The organism is Pseudomonas sp. UBA7530, assembly GCF_002479365.1.
Taxonomy (GTDB): domain Bacteria; phylum Pseudomonadota; class Gammaproteobacteria; order Pseudomonadales; family Pseudomonadaceae; genus Aquipseudomonas.
The window spans coordinates 884,649-900,157 of the sequence record NZ_DLMS01000001.1 but is presented as its reverse complement, the minus strand read 5'-3'; the positions used below and the strand labels follow the sequence as shown (position 1 = coordinate 900,157).

The window sequence follows — 15,509 nt, the reverse complement described above, 5'->3', positions numbered from 1 at the left end:
TTCAGGTGGTGGGCGCGAGGCGCTCGAACAGGGCTTCCAGGGTGTTGAAGCGCTCTTCCGCGCGCTCCATCGGCACCTGGATCTTGAAGACGGTGGCGCCTTCGAACTTGTAGCGTTTTGGTTGCGCCTGGATCAGCTTGATCAGCGTCAGCGGGTCGACGCAGGTTTCCGCGGCGAACTCGATGCGGCCACCTTGCGGGCCGGCGTCGACCTTGGTGATGCCCAGCTTGTCGGCTTGCAGCTTGAGCAGGGTCAGGCGCATCAGGTGTTTGGTCGGCTCCGGCAGCAGGCCGAAGCGGTCGATCATCTCCACCTGCAGTTCCTTCAGACCGTCCTCATCGGTAGCCGAGGCGATGCGCTTGTAGAGGATCAGGCGCGCATGCACATCGGGCAGGTAGTCCTCGGGAATCAACGCCGGCACGCGCAGGTTGATCTCCGGGCCGCCGCCCAGTGGCTGGTCGAGGTTGGGTTGTTCGCCTTTCTGAATAGCCTTGACCGCGCGCTCGAGCATTTCCATATACAGGGTGAAACCGACGGCCTGGATCTGCCCGCTCTGGCCGTCGCCGAGCAGTTCGCCAGCGCCACGGATTTCCAAGTCGTGCGTTGCCAGGATAAAGCCGGCGCCGAGATCCTGCGCGCCCGCGATGGCCTCCAGGCGCTTCTGCGCATCCTCGGTCATGCTCTTGCGCGGCGGCGTCAGCAGGTAGGCGTAGGCTTGGTGGTGACTACGACCGACGCGGCCACGCAGCTGGTGCAGCTGGGCCAGGCCGAACTTGTCGGCGCGCTCGATGATGATGGTGTTGGCGCTGGGCACGTCGATACCGGTTTCGATAATGGTCGAGGCCACTAGGACGTTGAAGCGCTTGTGGTAGAAGTCGCTCATCACCTGTTCCAGCTCGCGCTCGCGCATCTGCCCGTGGCCGATGCCGATACGCGCTTCCGGCACCAGTTCGGCCAGATCGGCGGCGCATTTCTCGATGGTCTTCACATCGTTGTGCAGGTAGTAGACCTGGCCGCCGCGCAGCAATTCGCGCAGCAGTGCTTCCTTGATGGTCGGCTTGTTCTCTTCCATGACGAAGGTGCGCACCGACAGGCGCCTCGCCGGCGGCGTGGCGATGATCGACAGGTCGCGCATGCCGGCCACGGCCATGTTCAGGGTGCGCGGGATCGGCGTGGCAGTCAGGGTGAGGATATCCACCTCGCTGCGCAGCGCCTTGAGCTGCTCCTTCTGGCGCACGCCGAAGCGATGTTCCTCGTCGATGATCACCAGGCCCAGGTTGTGGAATTTCACATCGTCCTGCAGCAGCTTGTGGGTGCCGATTACGATATCCACCTTGCCTTCGGCCAGCTGCTGCACGGCGCCTTCGACTTCCTTGGCGCTCTTGAAGCGGCTCATCACCTCGACTTTCACCGGCCAGTCGGCGAAGCGGTCACGGAAGCTGTTGTAGTGCTGCTGGGCGAGCAGGGTGGTGGGCACCAGCACGGCCACCTGCTTGCCGCTGTGCACGGCGATAAAGGCGGCGCGCATGGCCACCTCGGTCTTGCCGAAGCCGACGTCGCCGCAGACCAGGCGATCCATCGGCTTGCCGGCGAGCATGTCGGCGCGCACGGCGTCGATGGCGGTCTGCTGATCCGGGGTTTCCTCGAAGGGGAAGCCGGCGCTGAAGGTGGCGTAGTCGACGGCCGGGTCCTGGAAGGCGAAGCCTTCGCGGGCTGCGCGGCGGGCGTAGATGTCGAGCAGTTCGGCGGCGACGTCGCGTACCTGTTCGGCGGCCTTGCGTTTGGCTTTCTGCCAGACTTCCGAGCCGAGACGGTGCAGTGGTGCCAGAGCGTCATCGCTGCCGCTGTAGCGGGCGATCAGGTGTAGGCTGGCCACCGGCACGTAGAGCTTGGCGTCGTCCGCATATTGCAGGGCGAGAAATTCGGCGGCCTGGCCGTCGAACTCCATGGTCACCAGGCCCAGGTAGCGGCCGACGCCGTGATCGATATGCACCACCGGCGCGCCTTCGCGCAGTTCGGTGAGGTTCTTGATCACGTTGTCGCCGCCGTCGCGTCCTTTTTCGCGACGACGACGCTGCATCACGCGCTGGCCGAACAGCGGGTTTTCCGGGATCAGCGCCAGCTCGTCGAGCAGCAGGCCTTCGTCCAGCGGCGCGATGCAGATGTTCAGGCGTTCGCCGCTTTCGACGAAGGCGGGCCAGCCGTCGACCTCCTTCGGCTTGAGCTTGAGGCGGGCGAGCAACTCCAGCAGTACCTCGCGGCGCCCGGCCGACTCGGCGCAGAACAGCACGCGGCCCTGGTATTCCTCGATGAAGCGGCGCAGTGCCGCCAGCGGCTCGCCGGCTTTGGCCTGAATCGCCAGGTCGGGCAGGACGCGGGCGTCGAAGCGGGTCTGGCCGACGCCGGGCTCGATGTCGTCCTGGTTGATCACCACACGCGGCCAGTTCTTCAGGCGGGCGAAGCAGTCCTCGACTGGCAGGAAGATGTCGGCAGGTGGCAGCAGCGGCCGTTCCGGATCGACACGGCGGTCTTCATAGCGGTTGCGCGCATCCAGCCAGAATTGCTCGGCGGCCTTCTCGATACCGGGCAGGGAGAACACCTGGGTGTCGCCCGGCAGGTAGTCGAAAAGGGTGCCGGTTTCCTCGAAGAACAGCGGCAGGTAGTACTCGATACCGGCCGGGGTGATGCCGCTGGACAGGTCCTGATAGATCGGGCAGCGGCGGAAATCCACATCGAAGCGCTCGCGGAAACGGCCGCGGAAATCGGTGACGGCTTTCTTCTCCAGCGGAAATTCGCGCGCCGGCAACAGGCGGATCGACTCGACCTTGTCCACCGAGCGTTGGTTTTCCGGGTCGAAGGTGCGCAGGGTTTCGATCTCGTCGTCGAACAGATCGATGCGATAGGGTACCTCGCTGCCCATGGGGAACAGGTCGATCAGTGCGCCGCGTACGGCGAACTCACCGTGTTCGTATACCGTGTCGACGCAGCGGTAGCCGGCTGCCTCCAGGCGCGTGCGCATCTGCTCCACGTCCAGCTTCTGGCCGACATCCAGCACCAGGCTGCTACCCAGCAGGAAGCGCTTCGGCGCCAGGCGGTGTAGGGCGGTGGCGATCGGCACTACGAGAATGCCGCAGCTCAGTTGCGGTAGCCGGTAGAGGGCGGCGATACGCTGGGAAATGATGTCCTGGTGTGGCGAGAAGACGTCGTAGGGCAGGGTTTCCCAGTCGGGGAAATGCAGCACCGGCAGGTCCGGGGCGAAGAAGGCCAGTTCTTCCTGCAGGCGCTCGGCGCTCTGGCTGCCCTCGGTCAAGACCAGGGTAAAACGCCCGGCATTGCTGGCCGCTTCGGCTATCGCCAGGGACAGGGCGGCGCCGGGCAGGTTGCCCCATTGCTGTTTGCCGGCGCTGGCCGGAAGAGACGGAAGACGCAGTACGGACACGGGCGGCTCACGATCATTACGAAGGGCCGGGAATTGTAACGGGGCTTGGCGGTCAATGTCAGTCACGACAGGCGCGCATTGCTCCCACGAGCGCACGCCGTCATAATGTAGCCCCTTTTTTCAGCCCCTACATGTGGAAGGTACTGCCCGTGACTCAGAAGCCCGACCAGTGTCTCGGTGAATGGATCGATCGTGAAGCCCTCGCGGAAGCGATGATTCCGCTGATTGGTCAGCTCTATCGCAACAACAATGTGGTGACCTCGATCTACGGCCGTGGCCTGATCAACCGTTCGGTCATCGACATCCTCAAGGCTCACCGTTTCGCCCGTCACCGCCTGGCTGAAGAAGCCGAGCTGTCGGTGCACGACACCTTCCCCATGCTCAAGGCCATGAGCGAGCTCAAGCTGGGCGCCGCTTCCGTGGATCTGGGCAAGCTGGTTGCCAAGTTCAAGGCCGAAGGCGCTGGCCGTGGCGTCGAGCAGTTCGTCAAGGACGAGCTGGCCGATGTGGTCGGCAAGCAGAACGGTTCGGCCCGTGAAGGCACCGACGTGGTGCTCTACGGCTTCGGTCGTATCGGCCGCCTGCTGGCGCGCATCCTGATCGAGAAGACCGGTGGCGGTGACGGCCTGCGTCTGCGCGCCATCGTCGTGCGCAAGGGCGCCAGCAATGACCTGGTCAAGCGTGCCAGCCTGCTGCGTCGTGACTCGGTGCACGGCAAGTTCAACGGCACCATCACCATCGATGAAGAGAACAACACCCTGACGGCCAATGGCAACCTGATCCAGGTGATCTACGCCAAGGACCCGAAGGAGGTCGACTACACCCAGTACGGCATCAAGAATGCGCTGCTGGTGGACAACACCGGTGTATGGCGTGACGCCGAGGGCCTGGGTCAGCACCTGACCTGCCCGGGTGTCGATCGCGTGGTTCTGACCGCGCCTGGCAAGGGCGCGCTGAAGAACATCGTGCACGGCATCAACCACAGCGAAATCAGCGCTGAGGACAAGATCATCTCCGCTGCTTCCTGCACCACCAACGCCATCGTGCCGGTGCTCAAGGCAGTCAATGATCAATACGGCATCGTCAACGGTCACGTCGAGACCGTTCACTCCTACACCAACGACCAGAACCTGATCGACAACTTCCACAAGGGCAGTCGTCGTGGTCGCAGTGCCGCGCTGAACATGGTCATCACCGAAACAGGCGCCGCCACCGCTGCTGCCAAGGCGCTGCCAGTGCTCAAAGGCAAGCTGACCGGCAACGCCATCCGTGTGCCGACGCCGAACGTGTCCATGGCCATCCTCAACCTGAATCTGGAAAAGGCCACCACCCGCGAAGAAATCAACGAGTACCTGCGCCAGATGGCCATGCACTCCGATCTGCAGAAGCAGATCGATTTCGTCAGCTCGCAGGAAGTGGTCTCGACCGACTTCGTCGGTTCGCGCCATGCCGGTGTGGTCGATGCCGAAGCCACCATCGCCAACGATAACCGCGTCGTGCTGTACGTCTGGTACGACAACGAGTTCGGTTACAGCTGCCAGGTTGTACGCGTGATGGAAGACATGGCTGGGGTCAACCCGCCGGCTTTCCCGCGCTGATAGCCAAATAGCGTGAAAGGAACGGGAGCCTCGGCTCCCGTTTTTTATGCGTGAGAATTGACGCGAATCAGCGCCGAGATTGTTGCGGCCTGTTACCGCACAGCCAAAAAAAGCAAGCGCTTGGGTGGTCAGTGAAGGGGGGCGTCTTTATAATTGAGCGGATTTTTTACCCAGGTTTGGCGCCTTCCTCCACGCCCATATCTTATCGGTGTGGTCGGGTCCATTAGACTTTTGGTTGCGCCGCCTGTCCTATAAAAAGCTTTCTAAATCAGTGGTTAGGCAAACCTATGATCAAACTAAAGCATGGGCTCGATTTGCCCATAACGGGTGCGCCGACACAGCGTATCGAGGCCGCCAGGCCCGTGCGTAGTGTCGCCGTCATCGGCTTCGACTATCACGGGATGAAGCCGACGATGGAAGTGCAGGTCGGTGACCGGGTCAAGCTCGGTCAATTGCTGTTCACCGACAAGAAGACACCCGGCGTGCGTTACACCGCTCCCGCTGGTGGCGTGATCAGCGCCATTCACCGCGGCGAGAAGCGTGTTCTGCAATCCGTGGTCATCGATATCGATGGCGACGAGCAGGAGACCTTCGCCCAGTACGCTGCCGATCAGCTCGAAACGCTGAGTGACGAGCAGGTTCGCGAAAATCTGCAGCAGTCAGGCCTTTGGACCGCGCTACGTACGCGTCCGTTCAGCAAAGTGCCGGCGCTCGATGCCGTGCCCAACTCGATCTTCGTCACCGCCATCGATACGCACCCGCTCGCCGCCGATCCTGCGGTGATCATCGGTGAATATGCCGCTGATTTCGAAAATGGCCTGAAGGTTCTCGGCAACCTGGCCAAAGTGTTCCTGTGCAAGGCCGATGGCGCCAACCTGCCTGGCGAGAAACTGGCCAAGGTGCAGAGCGAAGCCTTTGCCGGCCCGCACCCGGCAGGTCTGCCGGGCACTCACATTCACTTCCTCGATCCGGTCAGCACCAGCAAGAGCGTATGGCAGATCGGCTATCAGGACGTGATCGCGGTGGGCAAACTGTTCACCACCGGTCAGCTGTTCGTCGAGCGCGTGATTGCCCTCGGCGGCCCGGTTGCCGAGCAGCCACGTCTGCTGCGTACCCGTCTGGGCGCCAGCCTGGAGGAGCTCACCGCCGGTGAACTCAAGCCCGGCTTCAATCGGGTGATTTCCGGCTCGGTGTTCGGCGGTCGTACCGCGCAGGGCGCTTTCGCTTTCCTCGGTCGCTACCACAACCAGGTGTCCTGCCTGAGCGAAGGTAACGAGCGCGAGATGATGCACTACCTGCGTGCCGGCGTTAACAAGCACTCGGTCCTCAACGTCTTCGTCTCCAAGCTCGCTGGCGCCAGGCTGTTCAACTTCACCACCACCACCAATGGCAGCCCGCGCGCCATGGTGCCGGTAGGCAACTACGAGGCGGTGATGCCACTGGATATCCTGCCGACTCAACTGCTGCGCTACCTGATCGTCGGTGACACCGAGATGGCCCAGAAACTGGGTTGCCTGGAGCTCGATGAAGAAGACCTGGCGCTGTGCACCTATGTCTGTGCCGGCAAGTATGAATATGGCCCGATCCTGCGGGACAACCTCACCCGCATCGAGAAGGAGGGTTAATCCGTGGGCATTCGTGCATTTCTCGACAAGATCGAGCACAACTTCGAAAAGGGCGGCAAGTACGAAAAGTGGTACGCCCTTTACGAAGCCATCGACACTTTCTTCTACCGTCCTGGCAGCGTGACCAAGACCACCGCTCACGTGCGTGATGGCATCGACCTCAAGCGCATGATGATCACCGTGTGGCTGTGCACCTTCCCGGCCATGTTCTTCGGTATGTGGAACACCGGCTACCAGGCCAACCTGATCTTCGCCCAGAGCCCCGAGCTGCTGGCGAACCAGGATGGCTGGCGCTTCGCCCTGATCGGCTCGCTGGCCGGTTTCGATCCGAGCAGCCTGTGGGACAACTTCATCCAGGGTGCGGCCTACTTCCTGCCTGTCTACGCGGTGACCTTCATCGTCGGCGGCTTCTGGGAAGTGCTGTTCGCCTCGATCCGCAAGCATGAAGTCAACGAAGGCTTCTTCGTCACCTCCGTGCTGTTCGCCCTGATCCTGCCGCCGAGCATTCCGCTGTGGCAGGTGGCCCTGGGCATCAGCTTCGGCGTGGTGATCGGCAAGGAAGTGTTCGGTGGTACCGGCAAGAACTTCCTCAACCCGGCGCTGACCGGCCGTGCCTTCCTGTTCTTCGCCTATCCGGCGCAGATGTCGGGCGACGCGGTCTGGACTGCGGTCGATGGTTTCGCCGGCGCCACTTCGCTGAGCCTGGCGGCTTCCGGCGGTGTCGAGAACGTGATCAACAGCGGCATCACCTGGATGGACGCCTTCATCGGCACCATTCATGGCTCGCTCGGCGAAACCAGCACCCTGGCCATCGCCCTCGGCGGCCTGGTCCTGCTGATCACCAAGATCGCCTCCTGGCGCATCGTCGCTGGCGTGATGCTGGGCATGATCGGCCTGAGCCTGCTGCTCAACACGATCGGCTCCACCACCAACCCGATGTTCGCCATGCCCTGGTACTGGCATCTGGTAGTGGGCGGCTTCGCCTTCGGCATGTTCTTCATGGCCACCGACCCGGTTTCGGCCTCCATGACCAACACCGGCAAGTGGATCTTCGGCGCCCTGATCGGCGTGATGGTCGTACTGATCCGTGTGGTCAACCCGGCCTTCCCCGAGGGCATGATGCTGGCGATCCTGTTCGCCAACCTGTTTGCACCGCTGATCGACCACTTCGTCGTTCAAGCCAATATCAAGCGGAGGCTGGCACGCAATGTCTAGTCAAAAAGAATCCACCGTCCGCACCCTGACGGTGGCCGTGCTGGTGTGTCTGGTGTGCTCGGTGTTCGTCGCCGGCGCCGCCATCGCACTGAAGCCGACTCAGGTTGAAAACCGTCTGCTGGACAAGCAGCGCAGTATCTTGGCCATCGCCGGCCTGGGTGAGCCCGGCATGTCCAGTGCCAAGGTCAAGGAAGTATTCGACAGCACCATCACCGCCAAGCTGGTGGATCTGGAGAGCGGCACGTTCTCCGATGCGTTCGATCCGATCACCTTCGACCCGCTCAAGGCTGCCAAGGACCCGAAAACCTCCGAGGCCCTGAAGGGCAGCGAAGACATCGCCGGGATCAAGCGCCAGGAGCAGTACACCACCGTTTATATGGTGGAGAAGGACGGCGAGCTCGAAACCCTGATCCTGCCGGTGCGTGGTTATGGCCTGTGGTCGACACTGCACGGCTTTATCGCGGTGAAAGGGGATCTGAACACCGTCGTGGGCATGGGCTTCTACCAGCATGGCGAGACCCCGGGTCTCGGCGGCGAGGTGGACAACCCGAAATGGAAAGGCCAGTGGCCAGGCAAGACCCTGTTCGATGACAACGGCGATCTTGCCGTGCAGATCGTCAAGGGCGGTGTCGATCCGCAGAGCCCGCGAGCCACTCACCAGGTCGATGGCCTGGCAGGCGCCACCCTGACCAGCGTCGGCGTGGATAACCTGCTGAAGTTCTGGCTCGGCCAGAACGGCTTCGGTCCGTTTATCGCTAACCTGCGTGCAGGGGAGGCCTGATCATGTCGCAGCCGACTATTAAAGAAGTCCTGCTCAACCCGATCTTCAATAACAACCCCATCGGCCTGCAGATCCTCGGGATCTGCTCGGCCCTGGCGGTCACCTCGAACCTGCAGACTGCGCTGGTGATGTCCGCCGCGCTGACGCTGGTGACCGGTTTCTCCAACCTGTTCATCTCCATGATCCGCAGCCAGATCCCTGGCTCGATTCGCATGATCGTGCAGATGGTGATCATCGCCTCGCTGGTGATCGTGGTCGATCAGGTGCTCAAGGCCTACGCCTTCAGCCTGTCCAAACAGCTGTCGGTGTTCGTCGGCCTGATCATCACCAACTGCATCGTGATGGGGCGTGCCGAAGCGTTCGCCATGCAGAACCCGCCCGTGCTGTCGTTCTTCGACGGTATCGGTAACGGTTTGGGTTACAGCGCCATGCTGATCGCCCTGGGCATCATTCGCGAGCTGTTCGGTGCCGGCAAACTGATGGGCTACGAGATCCTGTCGGTGGTCAACGATGGGGGCTGGTACCAGCCCAACGGCATGCTGCTGCTGCCGCCATCGGCATTCTTCCTGATCGGTCTGTTCATCTGGGGCATCCGTAGCTGGAAGAAGGATCAGATCGAGGCCAATGCCTACAAGATGGCGCCTCAGGTATCCAGCAAGGAGGCCTATTAATGGAACATTACATCAGCCTGTTCGTCCGTGCGGTGTTCGTCGAGAACATGGCGCTGGCGTTCTTCCTCGGCATGTGTACCTTCATCGCCATCTCCAAGAAGGTGGAAACCGCCATCGGTCTTGGCGTCGCGGTGATCGTGGTACTGGGTATCACCATGCCGGTGAACAACCTGATCTATGCCAACATCCTCAAGGATGGCGCCCTGGCCTGGGCCGGTCTGCCTGAAGTGGACCTGTCGTTCCTTGGCTTGCTGACCTTCATCGGAGTGATCGCGGCGCTGGTACAGATCCTGGAAATGACCCTGGATAAGTACGTACCGTCGCTGTACAACGCCCTCGGCGTGTTCCTGCCGCTGATCACCGTGAACTGCGCCATCATGGGTGGCTCGCTGTTCATGGTCGAGCGTGACTACAACCTGGCCGAAAGCACCGTCTACGGTGTTGGCGCGGGCGTGTCCTGGGCGCTGGCCATCGCCGCGCTGGCAGGTATCCGCGAGAAGCTCAAGTACAGCGATGTACCGGCTGGTCTGCAGGGTCTGGGCATCACCTTCATCACCATCGGTCTGATGTCGCTGGGCTTCATGTCCTTCTCCGGCGTGCAGCTGTAAGGAAAGGATGAACAGATGAATTACGAAATCTTCCTCGCCATCGGCATGTTCACCGCCATCGTTCTCGCGCTGGTGCTGATCATCCTCGCCGCTCGCGCCAAGCTGGTCTCCAGCGGTGACGTGAGCATCGAGATCAACGGCGAAAAAACCATCGTGGTACCAGCTGGCGGCAAGCTGCTGCAGACCCTGGCCGACAACAACATCTTCCTGTCCTCCGCCTGCGGTGGCGGCGGCACCTGCGCCCAGTGCAAGTGCGTCGTTGAAAGCGGTGGCGGCGAGATGCTGTCCACCGAAGAATCGCACTTCACCAAGCGCGAGGCCCGCGAGGGCTGGCGCCTGTCCTGCCAGACCCCGGTCAAGCAGGACATGAAGATCGAAGTTCCGGAAGAGGTCTTCGGCGTCAAGAAGTGGGAGTGCACCGTCGAGTCCAACCCGAACGTCGCTACCTTCATCAAGGAGCTGACGCTGAAGCTGCCGGAAGGCGAGAACGTCGACTTCCGCGCTGGCGGTTACGTGCAGCTGGAATGCCCGCCGCACACCGTCAACTACAAGGACTTCGACATTCAGGAGGAGTATCGCGGCGACTGGGACAAGTTCAACCAGTGGAAGTACGTGTCCAAGGTCGACGAGACCGTGATCCGTGCCTATTCCATGGCCAACTACCCGGAAGAGCGCGGTCTGGTGAAGTTCAACATCCGTATCGCCTCGCCGCCTCCCGGCAAGGACGATCTGCCGCCGGGCAAGATGTCTTCCTACGTGTTCAGCCTCAAGCCGGGCGACAAGATCACCGTGTACGGACCGTTCGGTGAGTTCTTCGCCAAGGACACCGACGCCGAGATGGTCTTCATCGGTGGTGGCGCCGGCATGGCGCCGATGCGTTCGCACATCTTCGACCAGCTCAAGCGCCTGAAGTCCAAGCGCAAGATCAGCTTCTGGTACGGTGCGCGTTCCATGCGCGAGTCGTTCTACAACGAAGAGTACGATCAGCTGGCCGCGGAAAACCCGAACTTCGAATGGCACCTGGCGCTGTCCGATCCGCAGCCGGAAGACAACTGGACCGGTCTCAAGGGTTTCATCCACAACGTGCTGTATGAGAACTACCTGAAGGACCACCCGGCTCCTGAGGATTGCGAGTTCTACATGTGCGGCCCACCCATGATGAACGCCGCAGTGATCAAGATGCTGACCGACCTGGGTGTCGAGCCGGAGAACATCCTCCTTGACGACTTCGGCGGTTAACGCATGAGGTCTGCTGTACTCCAGCCCGTTATCGCTGTCGCCCTGGCGGCAGCCCTAACGGGCTGCTTGCATTCTGAACGGATCGAAGAGTTCGGTGGCCCGACCATGGGCAGCACCTATTCGATCAAATACGTCCGCAGTGAAGGTGTCGCGCCGCAAGCCGAACTCAAGGCCGCGACCGAGGCGATCCTCGCCGAGATCGATCTGCAGATGTCCACCTATCGCGATGATTCGCTGATCGAGCAATTCAACCTGGCGCCGGCCGGCACCTGTCAGGCCATGCCCAAGGGTGTGCTGGATCTGGTGCGCGCCGGTGATCGCCTGCATGAAGAGAGTCAGGGCTATTTTGACCTGACTATCGAACCTCTGCTCGACCTCTGGGGTTTCGGACCCAAAGGGCAGGGCGAGGCCGTGCCGGACGCCGAGCGCCTGGCTGAAGTGCGCCAGCGAGTCGGTCAGCAGCATCTGCGGATCGAAGGCGAGCAACTGTGCAAGGACGTCGACGTGGAAGTCGACTTCAACAGCATCGCTGCGGGCTACGCTGTCGATCAGATCGTCGCGCGCCTGGGCGAGTTGGGTGTCACCAGTTACTTGGTCGAGGCCACCGGTGAACTCAAGGCAGCCGGCTTCAAGCCCGATGGCAGCCACTGGCGTATCGGGCTGGAAGCGCCGCGCGATGATCAGCGCATTGCCCAGCGCATCCTGCAACTCGATGGTTACGGTATCTCCACTTCGGGTGACTATCGCAACTACTTCGAAGAGAACGGCCAGCGTTATTCGCATACGCTCGACCCGCTGTCGGGTATGCCGGTCAATCACAAGCTGGCAGCTGTCACGGTGGCAGATCCATCGACCTTGCGCGCTGATGGCTTGTCTACCCTATTGATGGTGCTTGGGCCGGATGCCGGCATGGCCTTCGCCGAGCGCAACGATATCGCGGCGTTTTTCGTGACGCGTGAGGGCGAGGGCTTCGTCACACAGGGCACGGTCGCATTCGAGCAGCTATTCGCTGCAGGAGATGAGCAATGACTTTTCTGGTTGTATTTCTGGCCATGATTCTGGTCGTCGGCATGATGGCCGTCGGCGTGATCATGGGGCGCAAACCCATCGCCGGTTCCTGCGGCGGTATCGCCAACCTGGGCATCGAGAAGGAATGTTCGATCTGTGGCGGTAGCCGTGAGAAGTGCGAAGAGGTCAATCGCGACAAGAGCGAGGCGCCGAACACCGACCTGGCCTACGACGCGAGCAAGCGCTAAGCCAGGCGGCATGCTTTGAAAGCCGGCGGCGCTATCCGCTGCCGGCCCTGCCGAGGGTGCGCCACAAGCGCTCCGGCCTGATCTGAAGGAGTAAACATGGCGGTCTACAATTACGATGTGGTGGTGCTGGGCTCCGGCCCGGCAGGCGAGGGCGCGGCGATGAACGCGGCCAAGGCCGGGCGCAAGGTGGCCGTGGTGGACAACCGTCCGCTGGTCGGCGGCAACTGCACCCACCTGGGCACCATTCCCTCCAAGGCGCTGCGCCACTCGGTGCGGCAGATCATGCAGTTCAACACCAACCCGATGTTCCGCCAGATCGGCGAGCCGCGCTGGTTCTCGTTCCCCGACGTGCTCAAGAGTGCGGAGAAGGTGATCGCCAAGCAGGTCACCTCGCGCACCGGCTACTACGCGCGCAACCGCATCGACACCTACTTCGGTACCGCCAGCTTCGCCGACGAGCAAACGGTGGAAGTGGTCTGTCTCAATGGCGTGGTGGAGAAACTGGTGGCCAAGCAGGTCGTCGTCGCCACGGGTTCGCGCCCCTACCGCCCGGCTGATGTCGACTTCACTCACCCACGCATCTACGATAGCGATACCATTCTCAGCCTCGGCCACACGCCGCGCCGTCTGATCATCTACGGAGCCGGGGTCATCGGCTGCGAGTACGCCTCGATCTTCAGTGGCCTGGGTGTGCTGGTCGACCTGATCGACAACCGCGATCAACTGCTCAGCTTCCTTGATTCAGAGATCTCCGATGCGCTCTCCTATCACCTGCGCAACAACAATGTGCTGATTCGTCACAACGAAGAGTACGAGCGCATCGAAGGTGTGGAAAACGGTGTGGTCCTGCACCTGAAGTCGGGCAAGAAGATCAAGGCCGATGCGCTGCTGTGGTGTAACGGCCGTACCGGCAACACCGATCAGCTGGGCCTGGAGAACATCGGCATCGCGGTCAACAGTCGTGGCCAGATTCAGGTCGACGAACACTACCGCACCGAGGTCAGCAACATCTACGCCGCCGGTGACGTGATCGGTTGGCCGAGCCTGGCCAGTGCCGCCTCCGACCAGGGGCGATCGGCTGCCGGCAGCATCGTCGACAACGGCAGCTGGCGCTTCGTCGATGATGTGCCGACCGGCATCTACACCATTCCGGAGATCAGCTCGATCGGCAAGACCGAGCGTGAGTTGACCCAGGCCAAGGTGCCTTACGAAGTCGGCAAGGCGTTCTTCAAGGGCATGGCCCGTGCCCAGATCTCGGTCGAACCGGTGGGCATGCTGAAGATCCTCTTCCACCGCGAAACTCTGGAAGTGCTGGGTGTGCACTGCTTCGGCTATCAGGCTTCGGAGATCGTTCACATCGGTCAGGCGATCATGAACCAGAAGGGTGAAGCCAACAGCATCAAGTACTTCATCAACACCACCTTCAACTACCCGACCATGGCCGAGGCCTATCGGGTTGCCGCGTTCGACGGCCTCAACCGGCTTTTTTGAGCGGCTCCGGCCGGCGGCCTGAGCCGGTCGGGGAGACAGGCTGGGTAGCGGCTTCCGAGTGGCGCTGGCCGAATCGGGAGAGCTTCTAGCGTCTCAGGCGGCAGCAACGACAAAACCGGCTCTTGGGCCGGTTTTGTTGTTATAGGGCGTTGTGTTCGTAGCCTGGATGCCATTCGGGTACAGGCGCGAAGACAAACCCGGATTGCATCCGGGCTACATGGGTTCTGGTGTAGGAGCGAATTTATTCGCGATGCTGGTGCGCTCGGTGTTGGCTGCATATCGCGGATAAATCCGCTCCTACAAAGGCTAATCGCCTCAGCCCGTAGGGTGTGCCGTGCGCACCGCTTGGCCCCGCCTGTTCGAGCGACGCTATGTGCGCATGGTGCACCCTACAAGTTTCATCCGCGCAGCGTCTGCACCGCCAGTTCGTAGCCCGGATGCAATCCGGAAATGCTCTCTCTGCATCCCTCGAATTGCATCCGAACGTCGCGCGAGCTGTTCTGGCTTGCTCCCCTCTCCCGCTTGCGGGAGAGGGGCCGGGGGAGAGGGCGATGAGTCTCAGCCGCGTAACGTCTGCACCGCTATGCCGGGGAAGTCGGTGATGATGCTGTCGGCGCCAAAGTCGGCCAGGCGGCGCATCAGCGCCGGTTCGTTGACCGTCCAGACCGACACGTGCAGCCCCTGCTTCTGCGCCTTGAGCAGGCGCTCCGGAGTGCATAGGGTCCAGTTCAGCGCCAGCAGGTGGCACTCATAGTGCGCCGCCACTTTCAGCGGATCGAGCCAGGCATACTCGGCGACCAGGCCCAGTTGAAGTTGCGGAGTCAGCTCGCGTGCGGCCTTGAGCACTTCGCGCGAGCTGGAGGTGATGGTGATCCGATCGCGCAGGCCGAAGCGCTCGACCAGCTCGGCGATGGCCAGTACGGTGCGCGCGGCACGCACTTTCGAGGCGCTTTTCACTTCCAGTTGCCAGTGCTCGAACTGACACTGCTCGAACAGATCTTGCAGGCGCGGAATGGGGCAGGGGCGCACCCAGCCCGGGCCGCCCTTGCGCGCGTCATACTTGATCAGATCGGCGGCATCATGTTCGACCACCTTGCCGCGCACGCCGGTGGTGCGCTTCAGGGTTGGATCGTGAATCACCATCAACTCGCCGTCGCGTGACAGGTGCAGATCCAGCTCGCAGCGATTGACGCCATGCTCCAGGCAGCGCTGGAAGCTGGCGAGGGTATTTTCCGGGGCTTCGCCCTTGGCGCCGCGATGGCCGTAGATGAGAGTCACTGTTGCTCCTTGACGGTGTCGAGGTGGTGCGGCTGATGGTGGCGCACGCTGTTGATCACGTGATCGTATTCGAAATAAACGCTGAACTCGCGGTAGTCCCAGCGGGTGATCGGCGGCTGGCCGACCGGCTTGTGTTCTTCATCGGCCAGGCCGAAGCGCTCGAGTACCGAGCGTTTCGACTCGCCTTTCTGGGGCAGGTTGCGGGCATCGATATCCGCACCCTGGTTGCCCAACGGAATATTCAGGGTGTCAGCGAACGAGGCAGTAGGGGCGAGCAGGGCGAGTAGCAGGGCGAGGCGATACATGGC

Annotated in this window: 13 protein-coding genes; 10 read left to right on the top strand and 3 right to left on the bottom strand. The window is 61.9% G+C overall.

Annotated features, from left to right (window positions below):
• Position 1 precedes the first annotated feature (1 nt).
• Positions 2-3,439, bottom strand: a complete 3,438-nt coding sequence (mfd, locus tag B2U07_RS04290; protein WP_296275972.1) for a transcription-repair coupling factor — start codon at positions 3,437-3,439, stop codon at positions 2-4.
• 131 nt (positions 3,440-3,570) lie between these two features.
• Between mfd and B2U07_RS04285 the strand changes: the two genes are divergently transcribed.
• The 10 genes from B2U07_RS04285 to sthA all read left to right on the top strand — a co-directional run bounded on the left by B2U07_RS04285 (position 3,571) and on the right by sthA (position 13,923).
• Positions 3,571-5,037, top strand: coding sequence for a glyceraldehyde-3-phosphate dehydrogenase (locus B2U07_RS04285; RefSeq protein WP_275544586.1), 1,467 nt, complete (start codon positions 3,571-3,573; stop codon positions 5,035-5,037).
• A gap of 287 nt (positions 5,038-5,324) precedes the next feature.
• Entirely contained in the window at positions 5,325-6,662 is a 1,338-nt protein-coding gene (locus B2U07_RS04280; protein ID WP_275544587.1) for a Na(+)-translocating NADH-quinone reductase subunit A, read from the top strand.
• A gap of 3 nt (positions 6,663-6,665) precedes the next feature.
• Positions 6,666-7,877: an NADH:ubiquinone reductase (Na(+)-transporting) subunit B gene (locus B2U07_RS04275; protein ID WP_275544588.1), complete on the top strand. Its 1,212-nt coding sequence runs from the start codon at positions 6,666-6,668 to the stop codon at positions 7,875-7,877.
• On the top strand, positions 7,870-8,658 hold the full coding sequence (locus B2U07_RS04270) for a Na(+)-translocating NADH-quinone reductase subunit C (RefSeq protein ID WP_275544589.1): 789 nt from the start codon (positions 7,870-7,872) through the stop codon (positions 8,656-8,658). Before B2U07_RS04275 ends, B2U07_RS04270 begins: the two co-directional genes overlap by 8 nt.
• Positions 8,655-9,329, top strand: a complete 675-nt coding sequence (locus B2U07_RS04265) for an NADH:ubiquinone reductase (Na(+)-transporting) subunit D (protein ID WP_197856076.1) — start codon at positions 8,655-8,657, stop codon at positions 9,327-9,329. Before B2U07_RS04270 ends, B2U07_RS04265 begins: the two co-directional genes overlap by 4 nt.
• Positions 9,329-9,937, top strand: coding sequence for an NADH:ubiquinone reductase (Na(+)-transporting) subunit E (gene nqrE, locus B2U07_RS04260; protein ID WP_161866469.1), 609 nt, complete (start codon positions 9,329-9,331; stop codon positions 9,935-9,937). Before B2U07_RS04265 ends, nqrE begins: the two co-directional genes overlap by 1 nt.
• 15 nt (positions 9,938-9,952) lie before the next feature.
• Positions 9,953-11,176: an NADH:ubiquinone reductase (Na(+)-transporting) subunit F gene (gene nqrF / locus B2U07_RS04255; RefSeq protein ID WP_197855933.1), complete on the top strand. Its 1,224-nt coding sequence runs from the start codon at positions 9,953-9,955 to the stop codon at positions 11,174-11,176.
• Positions 11,177-11,281: 105 nt separating this feature from the next.
• Entirely contained in the window at positions 11,282-12,205 is a 924-nt protein-coding gene (locus tag B2U07_RS04250) for an FAD:protein FMN transferase (RefSeq protein ID WP_275545322.1), read from the top strand.
• Positions 12,202-12,432: a (Na+)-NQR maturation NqrM gene (nqrM, locus tag B2U07_RS04245; RefSeq protein ID WP_024307556.1), complete on the top strand. Its 231-nt coding sequence runs from the start codon at positions 12,202-12,204 to the stop codon at positions 12,430-12,432. Before B2U07_RS04250 ends, nqrM begins: the two co-directional genes overlap by 4 nt.
• A gap of 96 nt (positions 12,433-12,528) precedes the next feature.
• The gene (gene sthA, locus B2U07_RS04240) at positions 12,529-13,923 is read left to right on the top strand and encodes a Si-specific NAD(P)(+) transhydrogenase (RefSeq protein WP_197855931.1); all 1,395 of its coding nucleotides are present in this window, start codon (positions 12,529-12,531) and stop codon (positions 13,921-13,923) included.
• A gap of 558 nt (positions 13,924-14,481) precedes the next feature.
• Here sthA and B2U07_RS04235 read toward each other — a convergent pair.
• Both B2U07_RS04235 and B2U07_RS04230 read right to left on the bottom strand, forming a co-directional pair.
• Positions 14,482-15,201, bottom strand: a complete 720-nt coding sequence (locus B2U07_RS04235) for a glycerophosphodiester phosphodiesterase (protein WP_275544590.1) — start codon at positions 15,199-15,201, stop codon at positions 14,482-14,484.
• Complete coding sequence (locus B2U07_RS04230) at positions 15,198-15,506, bottom strand: phosphodiesterase (protein WP_275544591.1); 309 nt, start codon at positions 15,504-15,506, stop codon at positions 15,198-15,200. The genes B2U07_RS04235 and B2U07_RS04230 overlap by 4 nt, the downstream gene beginning before the upstream one ends.
• Positions 15,507-15,509: the final 3 nt, after the last annotated feature.